The organism is Sphingobacterium sp. LZ11T8, from assembly GCF_024261425.1.
Lineage (GTDB): Bacteria > Bacteroidota > Bacteroidia > Sphingobacteriales > Sphingobacteriaceae > Sphingobacterium.
In genome coordinates this window covers 26,991-40,768 of record NZ_JANBZY010000008.1, presented here as the reverse complement: position 1 = coordinate 40,768, position 13,778 = coordinate 26,991, and the positions used below count along the sequence as shown (strand labels likewise).

Below are 13,778 nucleotides of genomic sequence, written 5' to 3'. Positions count from 1 at the left end.
CTTAAAATGTAACCCCCAACTTAAGACCGATACTGCGAGATGAAGGCACTGAAGCTTGTTCAAAACCTACCCCACGGCTATCACTCGATACACCTCCTGTTTCAGGATCTATCCGCATAGTATTGGATTTATGTGTCCAAAGCAGTGCTAGATTGGAACCAATCAAAGACAGATTTACTCGTTTGATACCACGCATATTCTGTAGGTATCTAGAAGGAACATTGTATGAAAGATATGCTTCCCTTAGTTTCAGGAATGAACCATCAAAAACATAGGTCTGAGCAATACCACCGCTTTCAAACCAAGTCTGCGCGTCAGTTTCGATTGTATTTTCAACCCAGTTTCCGTTTGCATCCTGCATAACGAATTTCTCATCGGTCATCACATCTCTACCTGCCACGATCGCCTTTTCACGAATTCCGTTCTCTGCAGTGATGGATGCAACCCCAGCTGTATAGGAGTGGCTCATGGTTTGTGACCAGATATCACCTCCAACGCGTAGGTCAAACATAAAGCCCATGGAGAAGTCCTTGTACCTGAAATCATTTCGCCAACTGGCTAAAAATTTAGGCGTAGTATTTCCAATAATCTGGGCATTCTTATTCACTACCAAACCTCGGTTATTCACCTTGATCGCACCTTTCATCGGTCCGTCTTCAACGCGGTCATATCCCCCGCCAATCAACGAGCCCCAACGTTCGCCTTTACGGGCAACATTGGCTATACCCCAAGTCCATCCAATCTGATAAACATTTAAGTCCAGCTCTGGATAGAGTTCGATAACCTTACTGTTATCTTTGGCATAATTGATATAGGTCGTCCAATTAAAGCCCTCTTCTTTTCTAATCACATCTCCTCTTAATTGCACCTCAATACCTTTATTCTCAATTTCTCCAGCGTTTAGCAGCATGGAACTAAATCCAACCACATTGGAAGTCGTTACCGCCAAGATCTGATCTTTTGTTGATTTATAGTAGTATACGACATCGGCATGGATTCTATCATCCAAGAAACCGATCTCGGTACCGATCTCCCAAGTCCTGATTTGCTCTGGTCTTAGGTTTTCATTCGGGAACACCATCGAGCGGAACATCTGTGCTACCCCCCCAAATGCGTTGTTCTGCGGGTAGTAATATGCTCTATTCTGGTATGCTGTAGTACCCGCACCAATCTCTGCCCAGCCACCTCGGATTTTCCAAAAGTTCAACACACTATTTTTCAGACTCGGGAAACTACTCGTAGGCAACCAGCTCATACTGATGGAAGGATAAAAGAAATCATCCTTAATTGTGGAACTCCAATCATTTCTGGCACTCAAGTCCATATAGATCTGGTCTTTCCAGCCTAGGTTGGCAGTCGCAAAAACAGAATTCGAACGGACATGGCTATGGTCCATTGTGGTAACCGCATCACCGACCCTATTGGCAATGGTATATACTCCCAGAACCGTCAAAGCATCCGCTCCCATTACATTGGTTTCCCACATCAGGTTCCTGTAATTCGCTCCAGCAGATGCCAAAACGTTGAAATCGCCGAATTGCTTGTTGAAGGTTGCAATGAAATCGAGGTTTAATTCTGTATTGTCTGTCTTGCGGTCGCGGAATCCACCATAAGGAAAGGCACTGTTATAATAATTTTGCTCAAAGGCCTTTAAATTGTAATAATCCAGACCGGCACGTCCTTCGAATTTCAAGAATTCAAAAGGTTGGTAATACAAGGAACTCTTTCCGAAAAAACGATCCCTTTTGTAGGAGTTCGTATTCTCATAGATATTGAAATAAGGGTTCACATGATAATTGGTATTCCAGTTGTAATAGGTATAGTTTCCTTGTTCATCCCTTTGATCCCAATTGTCTTTTAGGCTTTGCATATTGATTTGCCTACCTGACCAAATAAATCCGTTCATCGGGTTGTTGCCATCATAACCTTGGTTCAAGATATTATCGCTCTCTGTACGGGTATAATTGGTGCTCACATCGAATGAAACTTTTTCTGAGATGCTGGTATTGTTGTTCAACTGCAGACTGTACCTTTTTTGGTCGGTATTCGGAACTGTACCATTTTGGTCCCTAAATGACAGGGAAGCACGAGTGCTCGATTTATCACTTTGGGCTAAAATGGAAAGGTTATGGTTCATCGAGAATCCAGGTTGGAAAAAGTCTCGGATATTATCTTTTTGAGAAACCCAAGGCGTAGGAGTCCGAACCCCATTATTCACCGGACTATCAAATTGCGGCAGTTTCAGCCCAACATCCAAACGCGGTCCCCATGATTCATCGAATCCATCCCATACCCCTGTTTGCCCTGTTCCATCCACATAGGCGAAACCTTTAGTCTGCGCATAATCTTGATAAGAGATCTTGCCATTCGTTGCCTGAAAGTCATTATAGTGTTTTTCATCACCATTATATCCTTGACCGTATAGGTTTTGGACTTTTGGCAAGTAGGCCGCTTGGTCCACAGAGAAGTTACCATCATAGGATAACTGTATGCCTTTGTCACCTCGCTTACCTGATTTGGTTGTAATCAAGATTACACCATTACCCGCACGCATACCATATAAGGCAGCTGAACCTCCTTTAAGGACGGTTATTGTTTCGATATCTTCAGGATTGATATCGTTTATTCCTGATCCGTAATCGACACCTGAATAGGTATTATCTCCGGAACGCTGAGTATCATTGGAAATAGGCACCCCATCGACTACGATCAGGGGTTGCTGATCAGCCTTTACAGAGGAGTTCCCCCTTAAACTGATCCGGGATGACGCTCCTACTGTTCCTCCAAATTGATTGACCTGGACACCTGCTACCTTTCCAGATAGTGCACTGGTCACATTCAACTGACCAGCTTGGGTCAGCTCTTTCGCCCCTACTTCCTGCACCGTATATCCCAAGGATTTCTTTTCCCTGGAAATACCTAATGCAGTGACAACGACTTCGTCAAGCCCTTCTGTACTGGGATCCAGTATGATTTCTAGAGTGGTCTGATTTGATAAGTTGATAACTTTTCTGCTGTATCCCAAGGCTGAGACATTCAACTGTCCAGCTTGATCATAAGAGAGAGTAAATTCACCATTGGCACCGGTTTGAGTCGCAGTACCATTTTTCAATGCTAGTGTAACTCCTGGGATTGGTGCCCCGCTTTCGTCGACTACTCGGCCTTTAAGTTGTGTTTGAGCAAACAAAACGGTCGAGAAGAATAGACTAGCTGCCAAAGAGGTAATAAATCTTTTGTTCATCTAGTTAGTGTTTATTGGTTATTCAATTTCTGACCTCCTAATTTCCAAAGATTTAAGACAGCATAGTGACCGTATTATACCCTATTACAACCGTATTTTAACCTTAACATTTAGATTTTAACCTTTCGGTAAACATTAGTGTAATCAAGAAAAACAAAACCTAAAAGGTTCATTTATTGCGCTTTAGCCAGATCAAAAAATAATACTTTAAAAAACAGGTGGATATTCAGGAATAAATATGGAATTGGTTTATATTTTTTTTACTTTTGCAGGCATTCGACGAAATGTGGAATATTTTTAAAAAAGAATTTTCAAATATCAAAATAAAGCTGTAATATTGCATTCCGATTTTTACAGGTTAAATATCGTTATTAATTACTCAGAATCATGGATTTAGTAAAATTTGTAGAAGAACAAGCGGTAGTAAAAAATGAAAATCCCGCTTTCAAAGCCGGAGATACCATCAGCGTTCATTATAAAATTCGCGAAGGAAATAAAGAGCGTGTACAGGTGTACCAAGGTGTGGTAATTCAATTAAACAGCGAAGGAGCTAATGCTACTTTTACCGTTCGTAAAATCTCTAACGGTATTGGTGTAGAGCGTATTTTTCCTGTAAACTCTCCTAACATTGAGAAAATAGAAGTTAACAGCATTGGTAAAGTACGTCGCGCTAAATTATTTTATTTACGTGGTCTTACCGGAAAAGCTGCTCGTATCAAATCAAAAAGATAATCGAGAGACTTTAAAAATTATATTTAAGGGCTTCGCATTTGCAAAGCCCTTATTTATTTGTCCTTAAACCAAGCGCGCTTAATTCTGTATGACAACAGGCTTGGTTCCCATAATCTCATCAATCTTTTCTTTCACTTCTGCTGTAATCAGGGGAAGTACATCCAATGCTTTTAGGTTTTCGGTCAACTGACTTTCTTTGGTCGCTCCCAAGATTGCCGTTGTTACATTCGGATTGCTGATGCACCATGCTATGCATAAAGTTGGCAGTGAAACTCCAAGCTCATTGGCGAAAACTCCTAGCGCCTTCACCCGATTCAATTTATCATTAACAACAGCCTTATCCCGCAACCATTCATAGCCTTCCAGGGACATTCTTGAACCTTCTGGAATGCCATCATTATATTTACCAGTCAAAAGCCCAGAAGCCAAAGGACTCCAGATGGTAGTGCCCATGCCAACATTTCTAAAGATTGGATCATAATCTACTTCAATCTTTCTTCTGTTGAACAGGTTATATTCAGGCTGTTCTACTGATGGACCTTCCAATCCTAGATCCCTGGCAATCATGTGTGCCTCCATGATTTCAGCTGCTGACCATTCCGAGGTCCCCCAATAGAATATCTTTCCTTGTTGGATCAAGGTGTTCATCGTTCTGACCACCTCTTCAATGGGGACATTTTGATCAGGCCGATGACAATAATAAAGGTCCAGATATTCAACCTGCATCCTTTCCAAGGCTTCATGACAGGCTTCCATCAAATGCTTTCTGCTCAATCCATGTTGGTTCGGCTTCTTGTCTACGCCTTTCCAGCCAAAGTAAGCTTTGCTAGACAGGACATAGGACGACCTATCCCAGTTCAGCTTTTTCAAAACCCTGCCCATCATTTCCTCAGAAAGCCCAGCAGAATACACTTCAGCATTGTCAAAGAAATTTACGCCGGCCTCATAAGCCTGTGCCATCAGGCGCTCATTGGTGTTATCATCAGTTTGTCTGGCGAAAGTGACCCATGAGCCAAATGACAGCGCACTCAGCTGAAGGCCACTCTTTCCCATTCTTCTGTATTCCATATTATTTGATTTTTACCCTAAAGTTAGCAGAATTCCAATTCCACAACCATCTGTGGAAAGTAAAAAAACGACTAAATACCGTTCCAACTGATTGACTTTCGTTTCGTTAACCTCACAATTGGTTTCGAACGATTTTTTTTAGACCTTATTTAATAAAAATTCGTACCTTTGTATCCCGTACATAGAGCAGATGAACGATGCTTTTTATCTAGGCATCTAAGTTAGAAATCCATTATTGTTATGACTAAATATATCTTTGTTACGGGCGGCGTAACTTCGTCGTTAGGGAAAGGAATTATTGCAGCTTCCCTTGCCAAGCTTCTCCAAGCACGTGGTTTAAAAGTAACCATCCAGAAATTTGACCCGTACATCAATATTGATCCAGGAACATTGAACCCTTATGAACATGGAGAATGTTATGTTACAGAGGACGGTGCAGAAACGGACCTTGACCTAGGTCACTACGAACGTTTCCTGAATGTCCCTACTTCCCAAGCAAACAACGTTACAACAGGCCGTATCTACAGCCATGTGATTGAACAAGAACGCGCTGGTGCCTACCTTGGCAAAACCGTTCAGGTCGTTCCTCACATTACTGATGAGATCAAACGCCGCATGTTGCTATTGGGTCAATCTGGTGAATATGATATCGTCATCACTGAATTGGGTGGTACCGTTGGTGATATCGAATCCCTACCTTTCATTGAGGCAGTACGTCAATTACGTTGGGAGTTGGGCAATAACGACTCTTTGGTAATTCACTTGACCTTGGTCCCTTACCTCGCTGCTGCTGGTGAGCTAAAGACCAAACCTACTCAACACTCCGTAAAAACATTATTGGAATATGGTGTTCAACCAGACATCTTAGTATGTCGGACTGAACACAAACTGAACAATGACATCCGTAAAAAGTTAGCTTTGTTCTGCAATGTAAACATCAATGCCGTAGTGGAATCTATCGATGCTCCTACGATTTATGATGTGCCATTGAATATGTTGAAAGAGCAATTGGACAAAACTGTTTTGGCGAAATTGAAACTTTCAACCAAAAATGAACCAGATCTAGAAAACTGGAAATCATTCCTAGGCAAATTGAAGAACCCAACAGACGAGGTGAACATCGGTCTTGTAGGAAAATATGTGGAGCTTCCAGATGCCTACAAATCTATCGCGGAAGCCTTTATCCATGCAGGTGCTACCAATGAAACCCGCGTAAAAGTAAAATATATCGCCGCAGAAAGTGTCAACCAAGAAAACGTTGCTGAAAAACTGAAAGGTTTGGACGGTGTATTGGTAGCTCCAGGATTTGGAGAGCGCGGACTTGACGGAAAGCTAGAAACGATCCGTTACGTTCGTGAAAACAAAATTCCTTTCTTCGGAATCTGTTTAGGCATGCAATGTTCGGTTATTGAATTTGGAAGAAACGTATTGGGCCTAAAAGGTGCAAACAGCTTCGAAATGGATGAAAATACGCCACATCCAGTAATCAACTTGATGGAAGAACAAAAGAACATCAAAAACATGGGTGGAACCATGCGTTTGGGTGCTTATGATTGTGAAATCAAAAAAGGAACAAAGGCATATGGCGTTTATGGCAAGTCAAAAATTACTGAAAGACACCGCCATCGTTACGAATTTAACAATGCGTATCTAAAAGATTACGAAAAGGCCGGAATGATTGCCTCAGGTATCAATCCAAGCACTGGTTTAGTGGAAATCGTGGAACTAAGGGACCATCCTTTCTTTGTTGCTGGACAATTTCATCCAGAATTAAAGTCAACAGTGGTAAATCCTCACCCACTTTTTGTTAGCTTTGTAGCCGCTGCATTAACACATAAAAAATCAAAGTAGAGTTTAGACCTCTATATATTAATAGTAATTAATAAACAATGGATAGAAATAACATTCTAGGTTTCATCTTCATCTTTGCCATCTTGGCTGGATCCTTCTACTTCCTGAAGCCATCCGATGCCGAGATCAAAAAGGAACAACAACATCAAGATTCAATCAAAAGAGCAAAAGAAGGTTTGGCTCCGATCAGCGACTCCTTAAAAGCTGCTACCACTACCACTCCTGCCGTTGCAGATTCTGTGCTGTTGAGCCAACCTTTTGGTTCTGCTTCCGTAGGTTCGGAGCAGATCGTTACGTTGGAAAACGAACTCCTTAAAGTAAACGTAAGCACCAAAGGTGGTCGTGTAAAATCAGTTGAACTTAAGGGTGAGACCAATTTTGACGGATCTAAACTTATCTTATTCGAAGGCGATGACAACCGTTTTGGCCTTGAATTCAATATCCCTGGAAAGGCTGTAAAAACGAATGACCTGTTCTTCCAAGCCCAAGGAGCTAGCTTCTCGGTCGCTGGACAGGACGCCAAATCATTGACCATGCGCCTTTCATACGCTGCAGACAAATACATTGATTATATCTATACCTTAAAAGGCAATGATTACAACGTTCAGTTTGACATCAAAACCGTTGGAATCGGAAGCTTGGTGGATGTAAGCTCGAATAAAATGTTATTGAACTGGGAAACCACTTTATTGCAAAAAGAGCGTAACGTAAAGTCTGAACGTGAGAAGTCGGGAATCTTCTATAAAGAAGTAGACGGTTCTGTAGACCATCTTTCAGAAACTAGCGATGATGAAGAGAAATTAGAAAAGAAAGTATCTTGGATTGCTTTCAAACAACACTTCTTCTCTAGCATCCTGACCAGCAAAGAAGGTTTCGTAAATGCAGACCTTAAATCAACCTTGATCACTCAAGACAGTGTGGTAAAACATTACCGTGCTTCCACTGAACTGGCATTAAACAAACAAAATGAAAGCCTTCATGGCTTCAGCTTCTTCTTCGGTCCTAACCAATACAAAACGTTAAAGGCTGAAGGGAATGGTTTCGACAAAATCATTAATATGGGCTGGGGACCAATGGGCTGGATCAATAAATTCATCACCGTTCCTATCTTCGATTTCTTAGATGGTTTCAACATGAACTATGGTATCGTAATCTTGATCCTTACCTTGTTCCTTAAACTCCTGATGTTCCCATTAACCTACAAGTCTTACCAATCTATGGGTAAAATGCGTGTGTTAAAACCTCAGCTGGACGAGATCAAAGCAAAAGTTGGTGATGACAATCCAATGTTATTGCAACAGGAACAGATGAAGCTTTACAAACAAGCTGGAGTAAACCCACTTGGTGGATGTCTCCCTCTATTGCTTCAGATGCCTTTCACCTTAGCATTCTTCTTCTTCTTCCCGAACTTGTTCGAATTACGTGGAGAAAGCTTCATGTGGATCAAAGACCTATCAACATACGATGCGCCGATCACCTTTGCACCTCTTCCTTTATTAGGTGTAGACCACATCTCGTTCATGTGTATCTTGATGACCTTGACAACCTTGTTGACCACTTGGTACAACAACTCCACATCAGGAGCTGTAAACAACCAAATGAAATACATCGGGTACATCATGCCATTGGTATTCTTCTTTGTATTGAATAGCTTCCCAGCAGGTCTGAACTATTACTACTTCCTGTCTGCGGTTCTTACCTTCTTAACCCAAGTGATCATCCGTCAATTCGTAAACGACGACAAGATCCTTGCAGGTATCGAAGCAAACAAAAAGAAACCAGCATCTGAAAAGAAACAATCCTCCTTCCAAAAGAAAATGGAAGAAATGATGAGAGCTCAACAAGCCGCTCAACAGAATAAGGACAAAAAATAAAACAACAATCCCCGGTCAGAAAAAACCGGGGATTGTTGTTTTATTAGTATTGAGATGGGAGTATTGAGATATGAGATATCAACCGTAATAACTATTTTATTAGTATTGAGATGTGAGTATTGAGATATGAGATATCAACCGTAATAACTATTTTATTAGTACTGAGATGTGAGTACTGAGATATGAGATATCAACCGTAATAACTATTTTATTAGTATTGAGATGTGAGTATTGAGATATGAGATATCAACCGTAATAACTATTTTATTAGTATTGAGATGTGAGTATTGAGATATGAGATATCAATCTTGATAAATTTTATGGATTTTAGAATCGATAATATGTACCCTTTCTATCTCAAATCTCCTATCTCATATCTCACATCTCCCTTTACACAAAAGCACTAAATCCCGTAATACTTCTTCCAACGATCAAGGAATTGATTTCTTTGGTTCCTTCGTAAGAGTAGATAGCTTCGGCGTCTGCAAGGAAGCGAGCTACGTTATATTCCAATAGGATACCGTTTCCGCCCATTACCTCGCGGGCCTTGGATACGATATCGCGCATGCGAAGGGTACAGAAGACCTTGGCCAAGGAAGCATGTTCATCTCTAAGTTTTTCGTCGTCCTGTAATTCCGAAAGACGGAAAACCAGCGTTTGCATGGCGGTCAGATTGGACAACATTTCAACCAGGTGGTTTTGGATCAACTGGAAGGAAGCGATGGGTTTACCAAATTGTTCTCGCTTGATGGTATAGTCCAATGCATTTTCATAGGCTCCACGAGCACATCCAACAGCCATCCACGCCACTCCTGCCCTCGTCATCTGAAGCACCTTGGCCGTATCCTTGAAGGAATTGGCATAAGGCATACGATCTGATTCCGGAACAACACAATCTGTCAAGGTGATCAGGCCATTCTGCACAATGCGCAAGGCCATCTTATCCTTGATCTTCTCTACGGCAAAGCCAGGATTCTCCTTGCGGACAATAAAGCCTTTCACCTGTTGGTCATCCAGGTCCCTTGCCCAGATTATGGTAATATCCGAAAAGGTAGAGTTACCTATCCATTTCTTTTGACCGTTCAATATCCAATTATCTCCATCACGTTTACAGGTCGTGGTCAAACCACCAGCTGTCGCAGAACCCACCAAAGGTTCCGTCAAGCCGAAAGCACCAATTTTGTTCAGCTGTTGCATGGCCGGCAACCATTCATTTTTCTGCTCATCCGAACCGCACATATAGATAGACCCCATGGCCAAACCGCTCTGTACACCCAGGAAGGTAGCAATGGAAGGATCGACGCGGCCGAATTCAGCGGCAATAATACCATCCATAAGGGAAGTACCACCTGCACAGCCATAACCATCATAAACATAACCACAGACATTGAGCTCCCTCAACTTGGGAATGATCTCGAAAGGAAATTCATCATGTAACCAATATTTATTGACGATGGGCTGTATTTCAGTTTCCAGGAAGGTCCTGACTTTCATCTGCAGGGCTCTATCCTCTTCCGAAAGTTTTGCCGATATATCATAAAAGTCAGCATTGATTGGAGGTGGATCTTTTTTCTTTTTACTTCCAGTCAACATTTTCATGGCCATTTTGAGCTGATTTTCGTCCATTTTCGAAACAGCACCCAAAACTTCCGCCAAATCCACTTTCTTCGATATCTTCTCCAATTGCTCCAAATCCACTGATTTCATGAGTTTTAGGATGTTCTGTAGTCTTTCTAGCATAGTATTCTTTTAAAAATTTAACAGAAATATAACAATTTTTGTTTTTTCTTGTTGCAAATCAGCAAAACAGTAGTATATTTGCGCTGCCTTAAGGAAAATATTTAAAATCAAACGACTGAAAATCAAAAGGTTCAATAAAAATTTTAAAAAAATATCTTTTCTTGGGTTACCTTTTTAGGTATTGGGTATTAAGAATTAAATAAACAAATTTGTTTCAACTAAATAGAAAATTAAAAATGAAAAATTTATTCAAATTCGGATTCTTAGGTTTAGCATTAACTATCGGTGTTGCTTCTTGTAACAACGCAGAAACTAAAACTGAAGCTACTGCTGACTCTTTGTCAAACGTTGTAGATTCAACTACTGAAAACGTAGCTGATTCATTAGAAAATGTTGCTGATTCAGTTCGTGCAACTGGTGATTCTATCGCTGATTCTTTGAAAAACGTTCAATAATCCGAACAGATTTTAAAAATACATCAAGAGCTCGTTTAAGAAACGAGCTTTTGTTGTTTATGGGAGGGAGATATGAGTATTGAGATATGAGTATTGAGATATTAACCTACATCTCTACTGTATCAAATCTCACATCTCAAATCCATCCCCAATAACCTACACCCCCACTGTCTCATATCTCACATCTCAAATCACAAATCTATCCCCATTAAATTACCCACTCACTGTCACACATCTCATATCTCACATCTCAAATCCATCCCCAATAACCTACACCCCCACTGTCTCATATCTCACATCTCAAATCACAAATCTATCCCCATTAAATTACCCACTCACTGTCACACATCTCATATCTCACATCTCAAATCCCATTTCCCATTTCCCATATCTCACATCTATTTCTTATTTTTGCATCCGTACTAAAGAAAATAAAATGACTTTATCCCCATTGACTGCAATCACACCCATTGATGGCAGATATTACAATACCACCAAAGATCTATCGAATTACTTCTCAGAGTTCGCATTAATAAAATACCGTGTCTTAGTTGAAGTAGAATACTTTATCGCGCTCAGTGAATCAGGTATTCCGCAATTGAGCCATTTTGATGGTAGCTTAAATGATAAGTTACGTGATATCTACAAAAACTTCAGTTTGGAAGATGCGCAATGGATTAAGGATACAGAAAAGGTAACGAACCATGATGTGAAAGCCGTGGAGTACTTCCTGAAAAATGAATTTGAGAAATTAGGTCTGCATGACTCCCTTGAATTCATCCACTTTGGCTTGACATCCCAGGACATCAATAATACCGCAATCCCGCATTCCTGGAAGGATGCCCTGAAAGAGGTTTACCAACCTGCCATCAGCGAATTGCTGGAGGAATTGAAAAAACTGAGTGCAGAATGGGAGAATATTTCCATGTTGGCCCGTACACATGGACAACCTGCCTCTCCTACCCGTTTAGGAAAAGAAATCAAAGTATTTGTAGAACGTATCGAAAAACAGTTGCACCTGTTGAACCAAGTTCCATTCTCAGCTAAGTTCGGCGGAGCAACTGGAAACTTAAACGCGCACCATGTTGCCTACCCGAATCATGATTGGGTGGCCTTCGGCAATAAATTCGTTAACGAAACATTGGGCCTTGATCGATCGCAAACCACTACCCAAATTGAACACTATGATAACTTCGCTGCCAGCTGCGATGGCTTAAAGCGAATCAACAATATCATTATCGACCTTTGTCGTGATATATGGACCTATATCTCCATGGATTACTTCAAACAAAAGATTACTGCAGGACAGATTGGTTCCTCAGCGATGCCACATAAGGTAAACCCTATCGATTTTGAAAATGCTGAAGGAAACCTAGGCTTGGCAAATGCGGTATTGGAACACCTAGCAGCAAAACTTCCAATCTCCAGATTACAGAGAGACCTGACCGACTCCACTGTTCTCAGAAACATCGGCGTTCCATTCTCCTATACCTTGATCGCAATCAAATCTACTTTGAGAGGATTGAGGAAATTGATCTTGAACGAAGCAGCCTTCCAAGCCGACCTTGAAAACAACTGGGCCGTGGTAGCAGAAGCGATCCAAACCATATTGAGACGCGAAGGCTATCCAAAACCTTACGAGGTATTGAAGGACCTGACCCGTACCAATACCCACGTGACCAAGGACACGATTGCGGCATTTGTGGATCAGTTGAATGTTACAGAAGAGGTGAAAGAAGAGATCAAAGCCATCTCTCCAAGTAATTACACGGGCGTAAAGCTGTAAGCTTTTACGAAGTAATGACGCTTAGCAATAGGTATTAACAGTATATTTGTGTTTTTATTTTACAATTAGAATTCATGGCAACGATTAACGTATATACAGAAAGCACCCCAAATCCAGCAACAATGAAGTTCTTGGTCAACAAACTGTTGATCAACGGAAGCTTGGATTATCCAGATAGAGAAAAAGCGCAGGAATCTGCTTTTGCAAAGGAACTGTTCAAGTTCAACTTTGTAAATGGCGTTTTCTTCGCCAGCAATTTCGTTACCATTACCAAGACTGAAGATGCAGAATGGGATGATATCGAAGCCTTATTGAAAGAATTCGTTAAGGGCGCTGTAGAATCTGAATTGGCAGTGAAACCTGTTGAACATTCAGAAGACGTAGTCTTTGAAGGAAATGATGTAGAAATAAAAATCCAACAGGTATTGCACGACTATGTTCGCCCAGCGGTAGAACAGGACGGTGGTGCTATTGCCTACAAATCCTTTGACAATGGAACAGTTACCGTGGAACTCCGCGGATCGTGTTCAGGTTGCCCATCTTCAACCATTACCTTAAAAGCCGGAATCGAAGGTTTATTGAAGCGCATGGTCCCTGAAGTGGAGGAAGTGGTAGCAAATGCAATGTAATATAGAACAGAAAGTATTTAGTAGTTAGTATTTAGACCTTGTTTGAAGGGATTTAGATTTTAAGTATTAATAAACTGAATCAAAATTTATAGGGAAGAGTTGCCTGAAAGGGCGACTCTTTTTTTGTGGCATTTGGTTCCAAAATGGACAAAAAATGTGGCATGGGCTTCGGGAATACTTTTACCCATATTCGAGACATATTCGGAAAATTCAAAACATGTCTCGAATAAGAGCAAATTAAGGCTCGGATGCTTTGGTAGATGACAATCGGAATTTTAGGTTTTAGTTATTCTAAACCATTCCAAAAATATGTGTATATTCAGAGCAGGTCAATTGACAGCCTAGACTTTAAATTTTCAGATAAATGTGAATTGTGGACAAAATTCCTTTGGAACCGTTGGT

General features: G+C 40.9%; 9 protein-coding genes. 6 read left to right on the top strand and 3 right to left on the bottom strand.

Translation table 11 applies throughout. The annotated features are described in order from the left end of the window. Position 1 precedes the first annotated feature (1 nt). A complete protein-coding gene (locus NLF99_RS16990) occupies positions 2-3,241 on the bottom strand; it encodes a SusC/RagA family TonB-linked outer membrane protein (RefSeq protein ID WP_185210652.1) in 3,240 nt (1,079 codons plus the stop codon). 387 nt (positions 3,242-3,628) lie between these two features. Between NLF99_RS16990 and rplS the strand changes: the two genes are divergently transcribed. Beyond that, positions 3,629-3,973, top strand: a complete 345-nt coding sequence (rplS, locus tag NLF99_RS16985) for a 50S ribosomal protein L19 (protein ID WP_093098782.1) — start codon at positions 3,629-3,631, stop codon at positions 3,971-3,973. 78 nt (positions 3,974-4,051) lie between these two features. Here rplS and NLF99_RS16980 read toward each other — a convergent pair whose 3' ends face one another. After that, on the bottom strand, positions 4,052-5,041 hold the full coding sequence (locus NLF99_RS16980) for an aldo/keto reductase (RefSeq protein ID WP_185210654.1): 990 nt from the start codon (positions 5,039-5,041) through the stop codon (positions 4,052-4,054). Between the two features lie 240 nt (positions 5,042-5,281). Here NLF99_RS16980 and NLF99_RS16975 point away from each other — a divergent pair, with 240 nt between their 5' ends. Together NLF99_RS16975 and yidC are read left to right on the top strand one after the other, a co-directional pair. Then, positions 5,282-6,892: a CTP synthase gene (locus tag NLF99_RS16975; protein ID WP_185210656.1), complete on the top strand. Its 1,611-nt coding sequence runs from the start codon at positions 5,282-5,284 to the stop codon at positions 6,890-6,892. Between the two features lie 38 nt (positions 6,893-6,930). Next, complete coding sequence (gene yidC / locus NLF99_RS16970; protein ID WP_254529695.1) at positions 6,931-8,766, top strand: membrane protein insertase YidC; 1,836 nt, start codon at positions 6,931-6,933, stop codon at positions 8,764-8,766. A gap of 390 nt (positions 8,767-9,156) precedes the next feature. On the opposite strand, the gene NLF99_RS16965 is transcribed toward yidC, so the two are convergent. Further along, complete coding sequence (locus NLF99_RS16965) at positions 9,157-10,506, bottom strand: acyl-CoA dehydrogenase family protein (RefSeq protein WP_185210660.1); 1,350 nt, start codon at positions 10,504-10,506, stop codon at positions 9,157-9,159. A gap of 236 nt (positions 10,507-10,742) precedes the next feature. On the opposite strand from NLF99_RS16965, the gene NLF99_RS16960 reads away from it, so the two are divergent. The 3 genes from NLF99_RS16960 (at position 10,743) to NLF99_RS16950 (ending at position 13,376) form a co-directional block, all read left to right on the top strand. Further along, complete coding sequence (locus tag NLF99_RS16960; RefSeq protein WP_185210662.1) at positions 10,743-10,961, top strand: hypothetical protein; 219 nt, start codon at positions 10,743-10,745, stop codon at positions 10,959-10,961. A gap of 436 nt (positions 10,962-11,397) precedes the next feature. Beyond that, on the top strand, positions 11,398-12,747 hold the full coding sequence (purB, locus tag NLF99_RS16955; protein WP_254529693.1) for an adenylosuccinate lyase: 1,350 nt from the start codon (positions 11,398-11,400) through the stop codon (positions 12,745-12,747). A 74-nt stretch (positions 12,748-12,821) separates the two neighbouring features. Beyond that, entirely contained in the window at positions 12,822-13,376 is a 555-nt protein-coding gene (locus NLF99_RS16950; RefSeq protein WP_093098771.1) for a NifU family protein, read from the top strand. The last annotated feature ends 402 nt before the right edge of the window (positions 13,377-13,778 follow it).